Origin of the sequence: Undibacterium sp., assembly GCF_030683615.1 — a bacterium.
GTDB classification, from domain to species: domain Bacteria; phylum Pseudomonadota; class Gammaproteobacteria; order Burkholderiales; family Burkholderiaceae_D; genus Undibacterium; species Undibacterium umbellatum.
This window is the reverse complement of record NZ_JAUXQE010000035.1, coordinates 33,604-55,351: the sequence shown is the minus strand read 5'-3', so window position 1 is coordinate 55,351 and position 21,748 is coordinate 33,604. Positions and strand designations below refer to the sequence as shown.

Genomic DNA, 21,748 nt, shown 5'->3' with positions numbered 1-21,748 from the left:
CTACAAACTACAGGCCTAGCATGGGTAACAGTATTTGCCGCCCCAGCCCATGCAATCTTTCGACTTCTTTCAATTCCTGATCCAAAGCTGCTACCACCGCATTGACTCTGGGTGCTTCCATCATGGACATATGATCACCCACGATATCGCGCACTTTGACAAAGCACAGCTTGTCCCAACCCAAGTGCTTTTCTTCCGAGTTGTAATGCACTGCTGCCTCGCGTATGGCTTCTGGCAAGGCCTGGGTGGCTTTCATCAGCAAGGTGCGGCGTGGCAAAGGGCCAGCGGTATAACGGCCTATGACGGTCACATTTTTTTCAAAAACGCGGAACAAGCGGGCGATTTCTTTTTCGTCCGCATGTGGCGGCACATAATCGGCTTCACGCGCCAGTTCCAGCAGGCGCTGCAAGGCGATGTCAAAAGGCAGTTCAGACAAATCGGGACAGGCGATTTCTGCCTTGTGGGCAATCAGGCGTGAGATGGAGCGCAACAAACGCTCACGTCTTGGCGCAGATTCAGCCAGGGGGGCGACCTGGCTGTCTATCAGACACAGGAAGGCAATTTCATAACCACGTGCCAAAGCCTGCCTTGCCATTTCGTATGCGATGATGCCGCCCGACGACCAGCCTGCCAGCAAATAACGCTGGTCCTTGACCAGCGGTGCAATTTTGTCCAGATACAGGCTGGCCAGTTCTTCCACGCTTTCATAAGTAGCCTCACCCATGAGGCCGGGGTCTTGCAGGGCAATCACTGGCCGGTCTGTCGTCAGGCCACTGGCCAAGTCGCGATAACACAGCACACTGCCACCAGTGGGATGCACCAGCACGACAGGCGTATGCTGTGGATTACCTGCGCGTATGGGTATCACGACCGGATCAAGTTGCAAGCTTTCACTGCGCAAGAGTTCTGCCTGCGCCGCAATAGTGGGTGCAGAAAACAGCGAAGTCAGCGGTAACCTGTAAGCAAATTCTTTTTCTATCTCTGCCATCAGGCGTACTGCCAACAATGAATGCCCGCCCAGGTCAAAGAAATTGCTGGTAATGCCGACCTGGGATACGTGCAAGACACTTTCCCAGATACGTTCCAGACGCATTTCCAGCGTGTCACGTGGTGCCTGCGAGGTCACCGTATTCGAAGGGCGCAACTTCGACAGTGCCTTGTTATCGACCTTGCCATTGGGCATGAAGGGAAAAGCATCAATTGGTATAAGCCAGTTCGGCAACATGTAGTCTGGCAAGGCAGCGGCCAGCACCTGCCTGATCTCAGCCACAGAAAGCTTGGCATCGGGCTTGAGCGTGTAGAAACACAATAGCTGATCAATGTTTGCGGCATCCCTGTCCACCACCACGGCGGCCATCAGCACTGCCGCTTGAGCGGCAACGATGGCCTCTATCTCACCCAGTTCTACGCGATAACCGCGCAGCTTGACCTGCCTGTCAGCGCGGCCAAAGCAATCCAGGCTGCCATCGGCACGCCATGCGCCCAGATCGCCGGTGCGGTACATGCGCTCGCCAGTACTAGCGAATGGGTCAGTGATAAATCGTTCTGCTGTCAAGGCATCGCGCTGGTAATAGCCTTGCGCCAGGCTGGCACCTGCTACAAATAACTCTCCACGCACGCCTATGGGTTGCGGCTGCATGTATTCATCCAGGACGTAGATGCGGGTATTGTCTATGGGCTTGCCGATGGCGACAATAGTGTCATCAATGCTGACTTTCTCGAACACTACCTCGACCGTCGCTTCAGTTGGACCATACAGGTTGATGCATTCTGCCCCGGCTGGCAATGCCGTCAAGACTTGACGCGCCAGTTCAGCATCCAGCACTTCACCACCGCAGCACAGGCGACGCAAGCGCAGGCACTTGGCAAATTCAGGCTGGCTTACCATCATGCGCAACATGCTGGGCACAAGTTGCAGCACGCTGATATCGAAATCCTGCAGGGTCTGCATCAGTGCGTCCGGGTCTCTTTCCACACCAGGGGGTGCCAATACCAGTCTTGCACCTGCCATTAAAGGGGCAAATACTTCCCACACCGAGGCATCGAAACTGATGGCAGTTTTTTGCAAGACCGCATCATCTGCGTCCAGCGGCAGATCCCTGAGCATCCATTGCATGTGATTGGCGAGCGCGCCATGCGATACGGCGACAGCCTTGGGCTGGCCGGTGGAACCCGAGGTATAGATCAAGTAAGCCAGGTCACTGGCTTGCAAGAGTGGAAATTGCGGACTTGCTGCATTTTCAAGCGCGGGCAGGATATCAACAGTAATCAGCTTTATTTTTCCCAGCAAACCCGCGAATGCAGTTTCTTGTTTGAATTGAGCTGCGATAGCCGCGCTGGTCAACAACAAACTCACGCCACTGTCTTGCAACATGAAAGCTATGCGATCTTCAGGATAGGCCGTATCCAGCGGCAGATAAGCCGCACCAGCCACTTGTATTGCCAACAGGCTGGCTATCATGTCAACGCTACGGTCCAGCAAAACTGCCACGACCCTGGCTTTGGATTCGTCCTGCTGTCTGGCCAACAACACATGTTGCGCCAGTTCCTGTATGCGGTGTGAACAAGCCTGTCCACTCAATTGGGTCAGCGAGCTTTGTACGAATATCTGTTCAGGATGCAGTGCCAAGCAGTCAAGAATATCTTGCACTGGTGCCTGCCACGGTTCTGCAGGCACCACCACAGTCCCGGCAAAATCATGCATGAGCTGATGCCGCTCATTAGCACCAAGCACACTCAGTTTATCAATCTGTGCATCTGGCGTTGCAACTATCGCCGCCAGTAGCGTCATCAATTCTTCTTCCAGATTGTGCATGCTGGCAGAGTCGCAGACTGCCATGTCGTAATCGAAGTACAGCTCTATCTGCGCTTCTGCATTTGCATAAGCAGACAACACCAGCAGGCATTCGTCAGTCCATGAAAATGGCGCATCTGCGACTATCAACTTGCCAGTACCAGCTTGCTGCCAGCAAAAACCGGCAGCCAGGCCCAGTTTACTATCCAGCGGGGCAATATAGTCTTGCAAAGCGCAGGTTTCATCGATGGCCGGACTAACTGTCTTCAGTGATGCCAAGAAGCTGGCTTGTGGTGCAGTGGCTGTATGCAAAGGAATGAAACGCGCCATAGGCCCCATGGCTGTAGCCATTTCTTCGTAGGCACGACCATTGGCCTGATAAGCCACGGGAGGTGATTGAGGATTCAATCGATACAGCAAAACCGCCCAGGCCAGGTAAAGCAAGTGGGCAAGCGGCAGTTTGTGCTGGCCTGCCAAAGTATTCAACGCAGCGGACAAATCTGACGACAATGCAAGAGACTGGCGTTTTACATAGGGTGCAGCCTGGCGCCGTCTGCGCAAGCAAGGCCAGTCTGGGAGATTGCTGCCTGATGTCAGACTATTGCTGCTATCCCAGGCCGGTAACTGCACGTCTTGCTGCTCCGCAAGCATATCGTGCTGCCATTGTGCCAAGCTGGTAAAAGGCAGGTCTTCTCCTTCAATTTTTGCGCTTTTTTCGCTTTTTGCATTAACGGACGCGGCGCACCAGACGGCATCAGCAAGTCTTTCTTCCACGCCAAGCAGTATAAACAAAGCCGTCTGTGCATCGGCGCACAGCGCAGACAAGCCAAGACGGTAATGACCTTCATTGAGTTTTTGCAGGCAGGCGCGCTGGTCTTCATGAATCGCTGCCAGTTGCGGTGACGCTGCCTGCATGGGTGTCAATGTGTCAGAAGGAGCCTGCACAGGCAACTGCATGCCGGGCAAGAGGCCAAATTCCATACGCAGGATTTCATGCCTGGCCAGCACATGATCAAAGGCGCGACACAAAATTTGTTCGTCCACACCAGTGCAACGAAAATCAACACTGACCAGATACGTCTGCTGACCATCTCTTTGCGCCAGTTGCCACAGCCTTTGCTGGACTGGTGATAATGAAAATCCGCTTTTTAATTTGCTGCTCACTTGCCTGTCCTTGCCTGGTTTGTGCTTAATTTAGGGAACCTGGCAAGACGCTGGCCGGGCGCACTTCATCGCCCATGGCTGTCAGTATCTTGCGCTCACCGGTAAATCTGGAGCGGCCATGTGCGACCAGCATATTGTCGAGCAAGAGCAGATCCCCCTGCTGCCAGCGGAACTTGACGGTTTCTGCATCATAAGCAGCGCGCAGATGGGCCACCACCTCATCCGGTATCTGCGTACCATCACCATAGAAAGTGTTATACGGCAAGTTCTCAACACCCAGGTCACCCGTCAATGAACTACGTATTTCATCCGTCATGCTGGATGGATGCCAGAAAGCGATGTGATTGAACCAGAGTTCTTCACCCGTTTGCGGATGGCAGCGTATGCTGGAACGTACCTGCGACGTACGCAGCCTGTCGCCTTCCATCCAGGTCCATTGCGTATCCGACTTTTGCATATAGGCTTCGGCTTCTTCCCTGCTTTCTACCGCCAGCGAATGTTGCCAGGAGGGGCCTATGCCAGAACCAAAATTACGCACCAGCATCCAGCCCAGGCGACGGAATTTTTCTTTGACTTCAGTGTCTATCGCGGCCAGTACGCGACGTACATCGGCGATCGGGGTCTCACCTTCTGTCTCGGCTGCGATTTCACAAAAGAAGGCGATGCGCCCAGGCCATTGGCGTACATACGATAATTCATTATGCAGGGCGATCACATGTTCGGGCGGGAAGATGGTCGAGGTATACACCTGCCCGTCGACCTGCTTGCGGGGCGTGGCTTTTTCTATGTAATTCATGAGCTGCACGCCAAAGACATTCAAGCCTGCCTGGAAATCCTGCACGTCACGCAGATCAAAGTCACGGAAAAGCAAGCCACCGTATTGCAATAAATCCTGCTGTAACTGCGCCTGGTTGTCCCTGATCCAGCCCAGCAAATCCACGCCCTTGGCATGCGGGCGCAAAACCAGCGGCAGGCCAGATGCACTCTTGAATGGCTGTCTATCAACCAGGCTTCCATCAGACAGTCGCACCGCCGGGCGGCGCAGGTTTAGACCGGGTTTGGGCATCATGTTCATGCTATTTCTTCCTTCCCATATTTTGCTTCTGTCGCTGTACAGCCATTCAAAATGCTGGCGATGTATCCAGCCATTTTTTGCGCGATGCTGCGAATCTCCTGTTCCTGATACGTAGTTGCATGGTATTGCCACAGCAAATGCAGGCAACCATCCAGGATATAGGCTTCTATCGCCAGCTTATGCAGGCGCGGTAGATGTGCTGCCCGTTCTGCACCTCTGTCCTGACGATCTGGTGACCATGACAACAGTTTGAAGACATCATCAGGTGGCGGGCTGATCTGGCCCATGTAGTTCAGGCTGATCTCAGGCATTTGCCCTTGTGCCAGCGCGGCGCGCACTTTTTCTGGCCCCAGGTAGCGCAAAAGTCCGTAGCCAAAGCCATGCGCAGGGATATCGCTGCGTTGCATGGCGATCTCGCTGGCGGCAGCCGCTGCAGCTACATCTGTCAGATCAAACCAGGCAGGATAGCGGCTGGTGAACCAGCCTACGCTGCGGCTGACATCCATGTCAGCTTGATCAAGTTGACGACCATGGCCTTCCAGTTCCAGATAGGCGACGGCTTCACCTGTCCACTCACCCAGGCTCAGGGTCAGGGCAGCAATCAGGATATCCTCTGCTGAGACACCGGTTTGCCCCTGTATGAAGCGGCTGGTGATTTCTGCTGGCACGATCACGCTGACCTGTGCGTCTTCATCGATACTGCCGTAGCCATGCGCCTGACCACTATTTGGCAAATTGGGCAATTCAGGTGCGGGGATGGATGTGCAGATTTCCCAATATTCTGCTTCTGCCAACACCGCATCCTGGCTGGCCTGTCGTTTCAGGTGTTCTGCCCAGGCTTGTAACGATGCGGTCTTTCTTCCCAGCGCGGGGGTACGCCCGGCGTGCAAATCCAGCAGTGCCTTTCGCAAATCTTCCAGCAGGATTTGCAGGGAGATGCCATCACTGACCAGATGGTGCACAACCAGCAAGAGGCGGGATTTTTGTCCCAGGCTTGCGGGTGTCCAGGCAGCGGTCAGCAAATTGGCTTGCGCAGGCTGCAATGTAGCCTGCACTTGCTGGTAGTCTTTTGTCAGATGCAACACTGGGGTGTTGGCAAGCTCATTAAAATGTGCGTCTTCGTTATTAAAGCCAAGGCGCAGGGCATCATGTTGTTCTATAAGCGCCCGCAATACCTGCTCCAGCATCTCGGCATTGACCCAGTCTGCCATTTCCAGCAAGACGGATAAATTGAAATGTGATGGAGTCCTCTGCATCAGTTCCTGCAACCTGAGCTGCGCGGGCAACAGTCTGCACTTACCTTCAGGCCTGGCATCAGCGCCTGTCATTTCACCTACGGCCAAGAGTTTCTTTGCAAAGTCTGCCAGTACGGGCGCTGCATACAAATCCATGGCCTTGGCTTGCCAGCCAGCTTGGCGCAGGCGTGCGATCATTTGTATCGCCAAAATGGAATCGCCACCACTCCGGAAAAAATCTGCCTGCGGACCCAAATTCTCGCGCTGAAACAGCTCGCGCAAGATCGCCAGCACGGCGGCTTCTGCTCCTGATGTTGTAGCGCTTGCGCTTTCCAAAGCATCTTGTTCATCATTCAACCTCGGCAAAGCCGCACGGTCTAGCTTGCCATTCGAGGTATAAGGAATGTTGTTGATGGCGATGACTGCTTTTGGCAGCATGTAATCAGGTAAATACTGCCGCAAATCGACTAACAGGCTTTGCGTATCAAGAGGTAAGCCTTTATCAACTGCAACGACATAGGCCAGCAGGTAGGGTCTGCCTGGATTTGCAGACTCAGGCTTATGCAAGATCACCGTCGCATTAGCCACATTTTCTTGCGCCATCAATACGGCGATGATTTCTGCGGGCTCGATGCGGTAGCCGCGTATTTTCAGTTGTTCATCCTTGCGGCCCAGTATCTGCATACGGCCATCAGCATGCATGACAGCGAGGTCGCCAGTGCGGTAGACGCGCTCACGTGCTCCGGCTATCTCCGTGGACAGGAATGAGTCGGCTGCATCTTCAGGCATGCCAACATAGCCCAATGCAAGACCAGGGCCGCCCAGGTAAATCTCACCGGCTTCACCAAAAACGCAGGGCTGCCCTGCCACATCGAGTATATGTATGCGATTACTACCCAAAGGCTGGCTGAAGCGCATGCCACCCAAGTCGCCCTGCCATTCACCCACCATGACGCCTATGGTGGCTTCGGTGGGTCCAAAGTGATTGAAAATGCGGCAGTTTGCATGGATATCGCAAAGTTGTTGCAATAGTCTGGCGCTGGCGGTTTCGCCACCCAGTATCAAATGCGTCAAAGGCATGACAGCAGCCTTGTCCTGTGCTGTCAGCAAGGCTTCCAGATGGGAAGGTACAATTTTTAATACATCGACCGGCGTTTGCTGCATCAGGGCAGCATAGCCGTCAGCATCGCGTGCCATGGCATTGCTGATGATGCTCAGGCAACCGCCATGGAACAAGGCAGGCAAGACCGTGGTTAAGCCGAGATCAGCCGCAAAGGTCGATATCACGGCATAGCGCAAACCGGGTTGCAAATCAAAAGCGGAAATAATCGCATCAAGATAATGCTGTACCGCCCGATGCGGCACGGCGACCAGCTTGGGCTTGCCGGTGGAACCGGAGGTGAATAGCTGATAGGCGCAGGCGTCAGGCTTAGTTGCTAGCAATGGCAATGATGGATGATCTTGAGGATGAATCCCCTTGAAACTGGTTGGCAATTGCAGGCAAGGGATATTCATCGCTACCAGCGCACCGATAATATCTGGATTATCTTGCAAGATAACGCAGCAGGGCTTTGCCTGCCGTATCAATTCCAGCACCCTCCCTTGCGGTAAATGACTATCTACCGGCAGGTAAGCTTTGCCAGCCTTCCACGCCGCCAGCATGCCAACCGGGAATGCCAGGCTGCGGCCCAGCAATAAGAGTACGGGCCCTGCAGTTTGATCAGCACTAAGAATTTCTTTCGCCAGCAGGTCTGAATGCAGATCAAGCTGCTGACGCGTCATGATTTCGGTGGCGTCCAGGCGCAAGGCAATCGCCGGTGGATCTTGCATGGCAGACTGACGGAATCTTTCCAGCAAACCCGGCATACCAGGAACTGATTCAAGCCTGGCAGGTAACCAGACAGCCCTGGCAGCAGCGCGTTCATCAAAATCCTGATCGGTGCCTGCCATGCGTTCTATCATCGCGACAAAGCTGTCCAACAATTCCTGCATGTTAACCGTATCAAACAACTGGCTATCGAAATCCAGTTCCACCCGTGCGCCATCTTGCCAGTCAACCAGGTTGCAAGCTATGTCAAAGCGGGCATGGCTAATAGCCAGGGAATGCGCCTCCACTGTCACACCGGGCAAGGCAGGCATGGCCGCCAGTTTGTCTACATTGAAAGTGATATTCACCAATGGCGGCCTGGCTGGGTCACGGACCAGACCCAGATCATCCACCAGTTGCGACAGCGGGTAATTTGCATGGGTGATGGCATCAAGGAATTGCTGCTTGACTTCTGCCAATACCTCGCTGGTACGCGCCTGTGCCGGAATAGTCAAACGCAAAGGCAAGAGATGCGCGCAATAACCTAGTGTATGCGCCAGCGCTTCATCGCGACCAGAATAGGGTACACCCAATACCATGTCGCGTCCTGCCCCGGCCCGACGCAGACTGGCTGCAAACGCCGCTATCAATGCCATGCTGGATGACATGCCCAGCTTGCTGGTCTTTTGTTCAAGCTGGCGCAAGATGTTCTTGTCGAGTTCATGCGTCAGGCGCTGGCCCTGGAAGCCACGCATGCTGGCCCTGGCGTGGGCGCATGGCAGTTCTATGCCGGACGGTGCTTGCTGCAATTTACTTAACCAGTATTGCTTATGTTCTTGCTGTTCAGGCGATGAACCTGCATCTGCCATGTGCTGCGCCAATAAGGCATAGTCCGGTTTGCCGATTAAAGCCCGGCCATTCATGAGCGCGGCGAATTCTTCAAACAGCATTTGCATGGATTGCCCATCAATGAAGACATGATGGGCTGCAAACAGCAAGACGGCATGATGCGCATCAAGCTCAAACAAGTCTATGCGGAATGCACCCGCCTGCGTCAGGTCGAAACTGGCTGCAACGCTGTTTTGCAGCGCTGTATCCAGTGTACTGGCAGTGACTTGATGGCGGGGTACTTTCACTGCCACATGAGTCGCTATTTTCTGCAGCGCTGCGTCCAGATCTATGGACGCCCGAAGGGCATCATGCCTGCTTACCAGCGTCGTAAATGCGAGAGCGATATCAGCATGATTGATATCACCCCGCAATTCCAGCGCAACGCTGACGACATAGGCTGCCGAACCCTGCTCGGACAAGGCTGCCAGTGTTGCCAATTGTTTCTGGGCTTTCGATAAAGGAAGAGACAGGGACAGGATTTTTTTCTCTGTCTTTGATGTTGGCAAAGTACTGGCGATAAAACCAGCCGTCTTAAGCTCAGCTACACTTTCCTTTACCCGACTGACTATCGCCGCGATATCATCTTCAGTGTGTGCAGTGGAAAGGAATAAATTGCGCCCTTCCCACACATACAGGCCGCGATACAACAAATGATAAAAGAAGGGATCAAGATTTTCACTGAAGACAAAGCGGAACAAGGAACCGAAATTTTTCATGTGTATCGGTGCACCAGCTGCAGCAAAAACCTGGTCAAGCTCCGCCGTCAACCTGGCAGTATTGTCATTCAGTTTTTGATAGACAGCCAGACCGCCCTGCTTGATCTCTGTCAGCACGGCATGGGCTGCTGCCATGACAAGCGGGTGCTTGTTGAAGGTACCAGCAAAAAAAGTGGTATCTGCTGTCGGGTAAGAGGCATCGCCATATTGCCAATGCCCACCGTCGATGCCTGCCATGATATCGGTCCGCCCAGCGATAACGCCGACTGGCAAACCGCCACCGACTATCTTGCCATAGGTGACAATGTCTGCCTGCACATCAAAGTGCGCCTGGGCACCGCCGGGGTGTATGCGAAAGCCCACCAGCACTTCATCAAAAATCAGCAGGCTGCCAGCCGCCCTGGTCATGGCACGCAGGCTGCGCAAAAAATCTTGTGGTTGCAAGCCGGGGTTACGGCTCTGCACAGGCTCCACCAGCACAGCGGCAAATTCATGCAGGCGACCACGCAATAATTCCAGCGCTTCTGCCGAGCCATATTCAAAGAAGGCCAGGTCACTGACCATGCCTGGCGTAATGCCAGCTACACGCGGCATTACCTTCCATGGGTCATCATTGACCTCACCCAGCACGCCATCAAAATGGCCATGATAACTGTCGCGGAAGATGGCGATTTTGTTGCGACCAGTAAAAGTCCGGGCCAGACGCAGCGCCGTCATGATGGCTTCCGTGCCTGAACTGCAAAATGCTACGCGCTCGACCCCTGTTAATTCATTGATGAGGCTGGCGACCTCGCCAGCCATGTCTGACTGCGGCCCTATGCGTATGCCGCGTGACAGGCTTTCTGCCAATGCTTCTTTCAAAAATGCTGGCTCGTGCCCAAATAATTGCACACCAAAACCCATGGAAATGTCTATGTATTCATTGCCATCGAGGTCCCATATTTTGGGACCGGCAGCTCTTTGGCCGACGATGGGGTAGAGCATTTCCTTGATAGAGAAGCGGAAACCTGCGGAGGCGCGACTATCTGCCAGCACGTGCCGGTATTGCTGAGCCTGTTGTTTGGATAATGCGGTTTTCTTACAGTAGCTGAGGCTAAATTCATCGAGATGCTTGCGCTGTGCATCGCTCAAGTTACCGCTGAGTGGGATACTGTTTTTTTGTTTGGCAACTGGCGTGTTTAGTGTAGCCGTTTCAATCTGTTGCCCGGCGACTACCTCAGACACGACTTTACCCGCCTGCTGCTCAGCCAGATAAGCAGCTACGGCGTCAATCGACGTCAAATTTTCAAAGAAGGCACGCACCGGTATCTTGACAGAAAATTCATTTTCTATGCGGCCCACAGCCTGCATCAATATCAATGAATCTGCACCAATTTCCAGCAAGGGTGCTGTCGCATCGACCTTGCTGACATCAATCGCCAGCAAACCTGCGATGACGGCAATGATGCGGCTGCGAATGGCGGCAGGATCGGTAACAACCGTGCGCGTACTTGCCGATGCTGACTTACTGATTTGAGCAGCTTTACTTGGTGGCACAGTCGCATTACCGCCATTAAAACTGTTCAAACCCAGGCGCAAAGGAAAGACATCCTTGGTAAAGGGGTACAAGGGCAATGCATCACCAGCCGCTGTATTTTTCTTATCGACAAATTGCAGCTTGCTCCCCAGCACATTCAGGTGTGCAACTGCTCTCAAGAATGCGACTCCATCATCCTTAGACGCATCCAGGCATGGCAGGCTGCGCATACTGCTGGCATTGGCGTTTGCAAAATCGTCCAACATGCCAGACAGAACCGGCACTGCTCCCAACTCCACAGCAGTCTCAATACCGTTTTTACTCAGCGTCGCGATGTTGTCAGCAAAACGCACGGCTTCGCGTGTATGCCTTAACCAGTAGGCTGTATCGTACACGTGGTCGACAGGCAGCAATTCACCTGTCAGATTCGAGGTCACTGACACTTGCAGTGGCTGCCACTCCACCTCTTGCAAAGCCAATTTAAACTCTGCCAGCATGGGTTCCAGCAATACCGAGTGAAACGCAGTTTTTACACGCAACATGCGAACTCGTATGCCATCTGCAATGAGTTTCTGGCTGAGTATATCCAGTTGATCTCTGATACCGGAAATAGTTACGGATTGCGCCCCATTCACGGCGGCGATGCTGATATCTGTATCAGCCAGATAGCGCAACACAGTTTGTTCATCAGCACGCACAGCAGCCATGGCACCATCTGAAGTCAATGCTCCCATGAGCCTACCGCGCTTTTCAACCAGTTTCAGGGCTTGCTCAAAACTCAGTGCACCAGCGATGACGGCGGCTGTGTATTCCCCGAGACTATGTCCCGCCAGCACCGCAGGTTTGACGCCATATTCAGCCAGCAGACGTGCCAACCCCACTCCAAGCGTCAGTAAAGCCGGCTGGGTAAATGCAGTCTTATCGATATTTTCATCGGAGTTCAGCAATAACTGGCTTAGCGACCATGATAAGACCGCATCAGCTTCTGCGATCGTGGCACGGAAGCTGGCGAATTGGAGTAATTCCCTGGCCATGCCTGGCCGTTGCGATCCCTGACCAGGACAAAGGAAGGCCAGTTTGGGCGGCCTTCTGGCAGCAATGGCAGTAACAATCCGCTCACTAAAGCCATTTTCCAGCCATGCCTGCAGGTTTGTAACAGCCTCACCCGCACTGCTGGCCACCAGCGCCAACCTGTGGCGCAAATGGGCCCGGCCAAGCCGTGATAATTGACAGACACCAGCAAAGTCTTGATGAGCGCCATTCTGCAACTTGTACGAGGTCTGCTGCACGAGCCGAATTAAAGCTTCATTGTTGGATGCCGACAAGAGCAAAATATCTGGCTTATCTGTTTCAGGATTTTCTGTAGCAGAAGCCGGAATAAACTCTTCGAGTACGACATGACAGTTTGCACCACCAAAACCAAAGGCACTGATAGACGCGGCCCTGGGCCTGAACCCCTCATTGGCAGGCCAGTCCGTAGTTTGCGCCACCACTTGCAGGCGCAATTGCTCAAAATTAATATGTGGATTAGGCTGGGTGTAATGCAGGCTGGCGGGTATCTTTTTATGCTTGAGCGCCAGTATCAGCTTGATCAGGCCAGCAATGCCGGCAGCCGCTTCCAGATGGCCTATATTGGTTTTGACAGAGCCTATGAGCAGTGGCGTTTTCCGTGGCTGCTGGCCCAGAGTGCGACCCAAGGCGCGTGTTTCGGTCGGGTCGCCCAGTAAAGTACCGGTACCGTGGGCTTCTACGTATTGTATCGCTGATGGCGATATGTCAGCATCAGTGATCGCCGTCTGTATCAAGTGCTCTTGCGCCAGTCCATTGGGGGCGGTAATACCGTTCGAGACGCCATCGTGGTTGGTGGCCGAGCCACGTATCACGGCATGGATACGGTCACCATCGACCAGTGCATCTGACAGGCGCTTCAGCAAAACCAGCCCTGCGCCTTCACCACGGCCATAACCATTGGCAGAGGCATCAAAGGTTTTGCACAGGCCATCCGGTGCCAGCATACTTCCCTTACCCAAAGCGACGCTGCTGTCTGGCCTTAACATCAGGCTGACGCCGCCAGCAAGCACCATATCAGCATCACCTGCCTGCAAACTGCGGCAAGCCTGATGAACAGCAACCAGTGAAGATGAGCAGGCAGTATCTATGGTCATGCTGGGACCACGCAGGCCCAGCACATGGGAAATACGGTTGGCGATGATGGCATTTGACATGCCTATGCCCATGTGGGCTTCTACGTCATCGGTATGGGCAAAGCTGCCGAGGAATTCGCCATTGACTGCACCGATAAAGACGCCCAAGCGCGTCTCTTTCAAACTGTCGGCGGCAATGCCCGCATCTTCCAGTGCCCACCAGGCCAATTGCAAAGTCAGGCGCTGACGTGGATCCAGTGCGTATGCTTCCTTGGGGGAAATACCAAAAAAAGCTGGATCAAAACAGGCTGCATCATCAATGAAACCCGCATAAGGTGCTGCAGATGCGGGCAAATCTTTACTATCCCAGCGTTCTGGCGGTATGCGCTTGACTGCACATATCTCTTGCTCAAGCAGAGACCAGAAAGCCTCTATATTGGACGCACCAGGGAAAACACATGACATGCCGATGACAGCAATCGCATGCTCTGCCACCTGAGTTTCAGACTCCGGCGCAGCCTTGTCCATATCTGTACTCATGATGGACACGAATCTAAGTCATGCCCAAAGGCAATACACTTTGTAAAATATTCTGCATCCAAGCCCAACATAGTTATTAAATCCCTGGTATGCATGGTCGCCTCAATCCAGATGACCTATGTAACGCAGTATCGATGCGTCGATATCGACCAGCGTGTCATGTATCTGTGCGATGACCTTGTGCCCCTCTTCTGCTCCATAGTGCTGCACGACCCGTGTTTCCAGCGTGGCGACCTCGCCGAGTTCAGCGATGGTATTGCCCATGGTGAAAGCATGCAGCCTGACTGGCCCGGCAAAGGTGGCGAAGCAAAATAAAGGGCTGCCAGCAGTCGCCACACCAAGTTGCTGCAAGTTTTGCATGAGTTGCCCCATGCGACCTGGCTGTGCTTGCAAATTGAGGTAATACAGATAAGGGGGCGGGGTTTCGCGCTCTATCGGGTCTATGCCGTCATTGACGCGGTTCAGCACAAAGCTTTCCATCTGCAAAACGCATTCCTGAAATTTCTCCAGCAATGGTGTGCTGTCGACGCCATACACATCATGCAAGACCTGGTCCAGTGAAGGCATACGGTCCATATCACCCAATTCATCCAGCGGTAACATGATGTAGACATAATTTGCGGGACCAGCAACCGTGGCATAGGCCATCCAGCGCATGCGGCGGCTGTGCTGCTGATAAGCAAATGCCACCTTGCCAGCCAGCTCTTTAAATTGCACATAGCGTTCGCGACGCACAGACAAGCGGACGAAAAGACAGTAAGGGGTAGGAAACAACCATTGAGAATTCATTGTTCTTAACCAGCTGAGACGATGTAAAAAGTTTAACCGATCTACCACGCAGGCGGCAATATGAATGCAGGCAAACAACACTTATTGATGGATAAAATAAATTATAAAGAAAACATGAAAAATCTGTTAATTTGCGTTAGAAATCATCGACAAAAAATTCAAGCGCGGGAATAATAGTCTGGTCAGGCAAGATATGCTTTTGAAGTTGGCATCAATATCTAAAATTCCTGCAGCAAACTGAGTTTGCTCGCGATTTTTCACATCCATTATATTTAACATTTTTTAACCATATGCATGCCCATCTTGTTTATATTGCCTCTTTGTGTGTATAGCAAGAAGTCGTAAAAGAACAGTGAGCGGAATATGCAGGCAGCGTTATCCCATTGCATGCAAGTTTCAGCGTGTAGTAACGGACTGTGCCATGGTGCTAATGCACATGCCTGATGCTGATTATCCGGTTGACAGTCGACTACCGTCTTTGAGGAGGCATAGATGTCCAGTGAAGAAACAGCGCCGGGACCAGCCAGATTCCATCACATCATACCCGGCTTGATCTCTGAAATAGAAAGTCTGACCGAAGCCTTGCGTGGCTGGGCTGAACGCCGCCACATACCCGCGCGCACCGTCAATAGCATCATTCTCATGCTGGATGAATTGCTCACCAATGTCGTCATGCATGGTTATGGCGACGATGACAATGGCGAAATTGAAGTCACCGTTCTGACGATAGTGCATGGCGTAGAAGTGACCATCCGCGACAGCGCACGCGCCTTTGATCCTTTTTCTATCGCCGAGCCAGATACAACACTCAGCGTAGATGAACGTGATATTGGTGGCCTTGGCGTCCATTTTGTCAGAAAGATGGCTGACAGCTTTGCCTACCGTCGCGATGGCGACGTCAATGAAGTCCGCTTTAGCAAGAGCTTCCCCTCCTGATTATTTTCAGCAAACAGAACACAGTCCATCGCTCACCGGATCAGAAAATGCACAGCAATACAACGCCAGTCAGCAACAATATCAACTTCTTCCGCAACTATAACCGTCTGGTCGGCTTCACCTATGTCGCCATTGTCTTGTTGACCATGGGTTTCTTCCTGTACCAAATACGACAAAAACATACTGAAGAAGTCAAAGTGATACAAGGCCATGTAGAACGTCATGGACAATTTATTGAATTCATCTTGCGCTCTTCACTCGATAGCCTGGAAGCCATGCGCATCACGGCGGCCAATTTCTACGACACTGCGCCATCAAGCTTGAGCGAAGCAGAAACTCACCCAGGACATTCACCGCTTTTCAAAAAACTCGAACAGAAAGAAAGCAATTTTGACCTCGATAAAGCACCAGAAAAAGATGTGACAGGTAATCTGAACGGTATTGGAAAATTGCAAGGTCGGACGCCAGAGTTTTATCTGGATCTGGAAATGGCTCTGAACCTGAATCAGGTATTCCAGGCCATCGCCTTCAATTTGCCGAATGCCAGTGAAAGCCGTTACATCTCGGTCGACAATTTTTCCAACACCTACCCCTGGATGGATGCAGCCAAACGTCCGCATAGTGAGCAAGTATATCAAAGCCAGGCATGGCTCATGGGCACACCAGAGAGAAATCCCACTGGCGAAAAATACTGGGCACCCGTGTACTACGGTGGCACGTCCAGTGGTTTACTCGTACCAACAGCAGCGCCGGTGTATCATAAAGGCCAGTTCCGTGGCGTGGTATCCATAGATACCAGCCTGGATTACCTCAATCGAATCAACAGTGATTTTGCTTACACGCCAGGCACAGCCTTCCTGGTTGATGCCTATGGCGAAGTAGTAGCCCACCCGGTAGCGTATGCCAATGCCCTTGATGTACAAACTACACAAAAACTGGATAAAGTTATGCCAGCGGGCATACTTAAAGATGGCCGTCGCCTGGTCGACACAGCCGCCAATCAGGCCGTAGAAATTGGCGACTACCTCCTGATACGTCATCCCTTTATCTCGGCCCCCTGGCAATTGGTGTATGTCGTTCCCAAGAACCAGATCTGGAAAAATCTCTTATGGGAACGCGGCCCCATCATGTTGCTGGTGATACTGGGCCTGACGCTGTTGATGGTCGTCACTTATTATGTGACTACACGCGAATTCATTTCGCCCGCATCCAAGCTGGTGGCACATATCGCAAAAGAAAGCCAGTTCACCCCTGCCCCGATACCGGTAGTGCCCGGTACCTGGAAGCCCTGGTTCGAAACCATTTCACAAGCCTTCAAGGAGAGCCTGCAACTGGTGGGTATCAGGCAGGAGCTTGATATTGCGGCCAACATGCAGCTATCCATCCTGCCGCGTCACTGGCCCAATGAAAAAGAGTTCTCCTTATGGGGCATCATGCGCTCAGCCAAGGAAGTGGGTGGTGACTTTTATGACCACTTCTCCCTTGGTAATGGCAAGATAGGTATAGTCGTGGCTGACGTAAGTGGCAAGGGAGTACCAGCAGCCCTGTTCGGCATGGTATCGAAAACCCTGATACGTGCCACTGCAACACGCAATGCCAGCGAGCCTGGCGAGATCATTGCTATCGCCAATGACATACTGGCTGAAGACAATGATGAATGTATCTTCGTCACCACGTTCTACGCGGTGCTGGATCCTGCAACGGGCAGTTTTACGTATGTCAATGGCGGCCACCCGCCACCGCTGCTGGTACACATGGATGGCAGCACAGAATTCCTGCCTATGACGGGTGGCAGCGCACTTGGTATCATGGATGGCATACCATTCGCACAAAAAACAATACAACTGCAAGCGGGTGACTATGTGCTGATGTACACCGATGGCGTAACCGAAGCTTTTAACCCGCAAAATGAAGAATACACGCCAGAACGCTTGCCACCATTATTTAAAAACCGTCCCATTACTGATGTCAATGAAGCCGTCAACCGGACCGTCGCCGATGTTGACCTCCACGCCAATGGCGCGCCTCAATCAGATGATATTACTTGCGTTGCACTACATTTCCATTTTTCAAAAACCAGTGTGGTCGATAATCGACCACAAGCAGATCAGCAGGCATCATGATGACCTCCAAATCCACCATCTTTAGCCTGGTATTGTGCAGCACCTTTTTTATGCTAAGCATGGGCGCGCAGGCGACCAGCCTGGCAGAAATCAAGCAGCGTGGCAAACTCATCGTTGGCGTCAAAAAAGACGTACTATTGTGGGGTTTCCAGGATAATGCCAGCGGTAAGATCGTCGGCATGGAACCTGATCTTGCTCAAAGCATTGCCAATGACCTGGGCGTAAAACTGGAACTGGTAGGCGTTTTGACGGCTGAACGGATTGATGCAGTCAAGCATGGCCAGGTCGATATCTTGATTGCCACCCTGACAGATACGCCGGAAAGGCAAAAAGAACTTAACCTGATCACACCCCATTACTACAGTTCTGGCGTCAATCTGCTGACGCGCAAAACCGAGAATTTCAAGGAATGGACTGACTTGAAAAACCGCCGCGTATGCAGTCGTCGTGGCGCATTCTATAATCGTCAGGTGACGGTGACTTATGGCGCTGACGTAGTTGCGCTGTATTCGAATGACAGGTCCAAACAGGCCTTGCGCGATGGTCGCTGTGCTGCCCTGGTGTATGACGATATGTCTATCGCCGCCATGTTGCGGGCGCCAGAATGGGCCAATGATTTTGTCATGCCCATGACAACCATCTTTACCTCGCCCTGGTCGATTGCCATCGCACCGACAGAACGCGGTGGCGAGCTTGAAAAATACCTTTCAAAAACCATTATCAACTGGCATAGGAGTGGGTATTTGCAACAAGTCGAAAAATCATGGGCTATACCGCCTTCACGCTTCCTCAATGACATGCATAAGATCTGGAACAAAAAAGTCGATAATAAATGGTTGTGTGGCGACAGTATCAGCCCAAGTACACCGAAAGAATGCTTGTGAAAGAAAATTTGCCAGTACCGATCCGTGACAATCATCAAATCACCGAGGCGATGACGGATTTATATGACCGCTATTACACCAGCCACGAGTACGAAAAGCGTTATCCCAAGCCGAATCAAAGCACACTGCATTTTCTGTTTGAGAACGGCGCAAAAGAAGCAAGAGACATTCTCGATTTTGGTTGTGGCAATGGCCGCTATGCACTACCCCTGCTACATCAGACCGATGCAAGGCTGACGGCATATGATATTTCCCATGCAGCGATTGCCGAGCTGTCGCGCTTTTTGCAAGATCACCCCCATGCTGCACGCATACGCCTGTTCGATGGCGAAGCAGAAAAGCTCAATGCCCAGGGTGACTATGACATGATCATGCTGATGTTCGGTGTCCTCAGCCATATCGGTGATCATTCAGCCAGGATAGCCACGCTCAGACAATTGCGCGGCCTGATACGTCCAGAAGGAAAACTCGTTCTCAGCGTCCCCTGCATCTTTCGGCGTCGCCCCTTTGAACTGTTCACTGCGTACTGGCAACGTGTGACCGGAAAGGCGCGCGATACGCAAAAAGAGCCTGGTAATATTTTCTTCACCCGCAACATAGACAAGCAGGCTCACCAGTTTTTCTATCATCTGTATTCTGTCGCTGGCTTGCGTGCAGAGTTGCAGGAGGCAGGTTTCACGATCACCGCCCTGGCGCCAGAAAGCCTGCTGCCAGAATGGATGATTACCCAGTCAGATTTACTGGGTAAGCTGGATGAGGCCCTGCTACCCTTGCTGCCGGCTACTCTGGGTTATGGCATACGCGCTGTTGCTGTGCCGGTATAAACGTGAATCAAAAACCATGAAGTATTCAAGAATAAAATCATATTGCAGCCGGACTCTTTTGTTTTTGTTCATGAGTTTCTTCATGACTGCTGCACACGCACAAACAGTAAAAACCCCGGCTGCCAGTGAGAGGCTAGCGTTGATACATGAGCGCGGTGCCATCATCGTCGGCGTCAAAACTGACTACCCACCTTTTGGCATGCTTGATGCCAACGGTGTGCCTGAAGGTTTCGAGCATGATCTGGCGGCCGATATCGCCAAACGCCTGGGTGTCCAACTGCGAAAAGTCAGTGTCACCGGCAGCAACCGCCTGCAAAAATTGCAGGAAGGTGTGATAGACCTGGTTCTTGCCACGACTGGAGACACGGCAGAACGCCGCCAGATCGTGACCATGATAGAACCCAATTATTATGCATCCGGCGTCACCCTGTTCATGCCGCAGACGGCAAATATCAAGGACTGGGCAGATACCCGTGGCCAGCTAGTGTGCGCCACCCAGGGCTCTTACTTCAACCGCCTCATGCAACAACGCTACCTGATGGAATTGCAGATGTATAACAATGCCAGGGATGCCAAACTGGCTGTCAAGGACGGGCGCTGCATAGGCTATCTGTTCGACAACACGGCAGTCATTAATGACCTGACCAATCCAGAATGGAAGGGATACAAAGCGCCTTTGCCACCAACCTTGAATACACCCTGGGCGATGGCCATCAGCAAGAGTGAAAAAGGCACGGAATTTGAAAAAAAACTCGGCGATATCGTCGCCGACTGGCATCGCAATGGCTTTTTATTGGAGAGAGAAAAAGCGTGGAATATTCCTCCATCCAAATTCCTGGCAGATACCAGCACCTTGTGGAAGAAGGATGATGCCGATGGCGCAGCCTATTGCCGACGTCTGGCAGATGGTAGCTGGCGCACAGAATGCCGCAATCAGGTTTTCCTGACCTCGACAGATGTAGGTGGTCTGGCACAACTTGGTTTATGGCTCAATGAAACCACTGGTATCAACCTGACCCTGGTATATGACAGCTTTGACCGCCACCAGTTTCTTTATGGCTTGCTGGTGACACTGGCGCTGACCATCCTGTGTATCACTTGCAGTCTCTTGCTGGGCTGGGCGGGTGCGGTATTTGCAGAATCGAGAATATGGCTGCTGTCTGCCGTCGCACGTTTGCTGGGTACGGTAGGCCGCATGACGCCGCCGCTGCTGTGCATGTATCTGTTGTTGTTTGGTGTAGGTGCCATACTCAGTGAATCTGCTGGCATAGCACTGCCAGCATTTGATGTGGTGGTGTTTTGCCTCAGTGTGTATACCGGTGCGGGTGTCATGACGGCTTTACTGGATGCAGCTACCGCCTACCGTTTACAGCATGGCGAATTCCGTCTGCACTTTGCCAATACTTCACAAATAGCCAGGCTGGCCAGCGGCTCAGTCACGGCTTCTCTCATCAATGTCTCCAAAGCCACCATGATGGCGTCTGCCGTTGCCGTACCTGAACTGTTGTCGGCCACTACTTCCATCATCAACGAACGCGGCAATGTCGGCGTCATGATGAATGCCCTGCTCTTGACCTTCTTATTAATTATCTTTGCCGTCGTACGTGTTATACGCCAGCTCGAACAAAAAATCCTGGCAAGAGTCGCATGATGGAAACGACAGAAATCTTCCAGCACTTGCTGACCTGGACGCCGTACCTGCTGGGTGGCTTTGCCATGAATATCTGGATCTCCATCGTCGCCATGGTCATAGGTACAGGCATAGGCTGGGCGCTGGCGTCATTGAGATTATCAAGTCATCCGCGCCGCGTCAAAATCAGCCTGGTGGCAACAGAATTTTCACGCAGCATACCCACTATCGTCTTCCAGTTTTACCTGGCCTTCATGCTGCCATCCGAGATATTGCTGCCGTACTTCAAGACCATAATCAGCTTCCCGGTATGGATCAAGGCAGCGCTGGCTTTGGCAATCGCCGTCATCGGCTTCACCAGCGATAACCTGACCATCGCCATGGATGAATGGAAAAAAGGCAATCACCATGCTGCCTTCCTGTTCATCCCCAGCTGGACCAGCTATGCGCTCATCATCGTCATGGCATCGAGCACGGCATCCATCATCGGCGTCAGCGAACTGGTCAGCCGCTGCAATACAGTCATCAATGCGACCGGTAACACGCGTTTGATGTTACCGATTTATTTGTATGCCTGCCTGTTCTTTTTTTGCTTTTGTTATCCGCTGACTTTGTTGATGAAACGGATTTCACGGCAGTTGAAGTTGCGGTATGGGATGGAGAGTTGAGGTACGGGTAGT

10 protein-coding genes are annotated in these 21,748 nt (G+C 52.5%); 6 read left to right on the top strand and 4 right to left on the bottom strand.

The annotated features are described in order from the left end of the window. Positions 1-7: 7 nt before the first annotated feature. From Q8K39_RS17485 to Q8K39_RS17470, 4 genes are all read right to left on the bottom strand, one after another. Positions 8-3,958 carry an amino acid adenylation domain-containing protein gene (locus Q8K39_RS17485; protein ID WP_305262195.1) on the bottom strand — a complete coding sequence of 1,317 codons (3,951 nt, stop codon included), beginning with the start codon at positions 3,956-3,958 and terminating at the stop codon, positions 8-10. Between the two features lie 25 nt (positions 3,959-3,983). Further along, positions 3,984-5,033: a TauD/TfdA family dioxygenase gene (locus Q8K39_RS17480; RefSeq protein WP_305262193.1), complete on the bottom strand. Its 1,050-nt coding sequence runs from the start codon at positions 5,031-5,033 to the stop codon at positions 3,984-3,986. Further along, a complete protein-coding gene (locus tag Q8K39_RS17475; RefSeq protein WP_305262191.1) occupies positions 5,030-13,882 on the bottom strand; it encodes a type I polyketide synthase in 8,853 nt (2,950 codons plus the stop codon). Before Q8K39_RS17475 ends, Q8K39_RS17480 begins: the two co-directional genes overlap by 4 nt. 102 nt (positions 13,883-13,984) lie before the next feature. Continuing rightward, entirely contained in the window at positions 13,985-14,671 is a 687-nt protein-coding gene (locus Q8K39_RS17470; RefSeq protein WP_186952815.1) for a hypothetical protein, read from the bottom strand. A 492-nt stretch (positions 14,672-15,163) separates the two neighbouring features. Between Q8K39_RS17470 and Q8K39_RS17465 the strand changes: the two genes are divergently transcribed. From Q8K39_RS17465 to Q8K39_RS17440, 6 genes are all read left to right on the top strand, one after another. Continuing rightward, entirely contained in the window at positions 15,164-15,607 is a 444-nt protein-coding gene (locus Q8K39_RS17465) for an ATP-binding protein (RefSeq protein ID WP_186952812.1), read from the top strand. Between the two features lie 47 nt (positions 15,608-15,654). Beyond that, complete coding sequence (locus tag Q8K39_RS17460) at positions 15,655-17,730, top strand: SpoIIE family protein phosphatase (RefSeq protein ID WP_305262189.1); 2,076 nt, start codon at positions 15,655-15,657, stop codon at positions 17,728-17,730. Continuing rightward, positions 17,727-18,614, top strand: coding sequence for a transporter substrate-binding domain-containing protein (locus Q8K39_RS17455; protein ID WP_305262187.1), 888 nt, complete (start codon positions 17,727-17,729; stop codon positions 18,612-18,614). The genes Q8K39_RS17460 and Q8K39_RS17455 overlap by 4 nt, the downstream gene beginning before the upstream one ends. After that, complete coding sequence (locus tag Q8K39_RS17450) at positions 18,611-19,438, top strand: bifunctional 2-polyprenyl-6-hydroxyphenol methylase/3-demethylubiquinol 3-O-methyltransferase UbiG (RefSeq protein WP_305262185.1); 828 nt, start codon at positions 18,611-18,613, stop codon at positions 19,436-19,438. The genes Q8K39_RS17455 and Q8K39_RS17450 overlap by 4 nt, the downstream gene beginning before the upstream one ends. An 82-nt stretch (positions 19,439-19,520) precedes the next feature. Continuing rightward, positions 19,521-21,089: a transporter substrate-binding domain-containing protein gene (locus Q8K39_RS17445; RefSeq protein WP_305262183.1), complete on the top strand. Its 1,569-nt coding sequence runs from the start codon at positions 19,521-19,523 to the stop codon at positions 21,087-21,089. Beyond that, positions 21,086-21,736, top strand: coding sequence for a polar amino acid ABC transporter permease (locus tag Q8K39_RS17440; protein WP_305262181.1), 651 nt, complete (start codon positions 21,086-21,088; stop codon positions 21,734-21,736). Before Q8K39_RS17445 ends, Q8K39_RS17440 begins: the two co-directional genes overlap by 4 nt. Positions 21,737-21,748: the final 12 nt, after the last annotated feature.

What these genes read in the sequence shown, in the direction of transcription:
- Q8K39_RS17480 (WP_305262193.1), bottom strand. Translation starts at nt 5,033, where the DNA reads ATGAACATGATGCCCAAACCCGGTCTAAACCTGCGCCGCCCGGCGGTG.
- Q8K39_RS17475 (WP_305262191.1), bottom strand. Translation starts at nt 13,882, where the DNA reads ATGAGTACAGATATGGACAAGGCTGCGCCGGAGTCTGAAACTCAGGTG.
- Q8K39_RS17470 (WP_186952815.1), bottom strand. Translation starts at nt 14,671, where the DNA reads ATGAATTCTCAATGGTTGTTTCCTACCCCTTACTGTCTTTTCGTCCGC.
- Q8K39_RS17465 (WP_186952812.1), top strand. Translation starts at nt 15,164, where the DNA reads ATGTCCAGTGAAGAAACAGCGCCGGGACCAGCCAGATTCCATCACATC.
- Q8K39_RS17460 (WP_305262189.1), top strand. Translation starts at nt 15,655, where the DNA reads ATGCACAGCAATACAACGCCAGTCAGCAACAATATCAACTTCTTCCGC.
- Q8K39_RS17455 (WP_305262187.1), top strand. Translation starts at nt 17,727, where the DNA reads ATGATGACCTCCAAATCCACCATCTTTAGCCTGGTATTGTGCAGCACC.
- Q8K39_RS17445 (WP_305262183.1), top strand. Translation starts at nt 19,521, where the DNA reads ATGACTGCTGCACACGCACAAACAGTAAAAACCCCGGCTGCCAGTGAG.
- Q8K39_RS17440 (WP_305262181.1), top strand. Translation starts at nt 21,086, where the DNA reads ATGATGGAAACGACAGAAATCTTCCAGCACTTGCTGACCTGGACGCCG.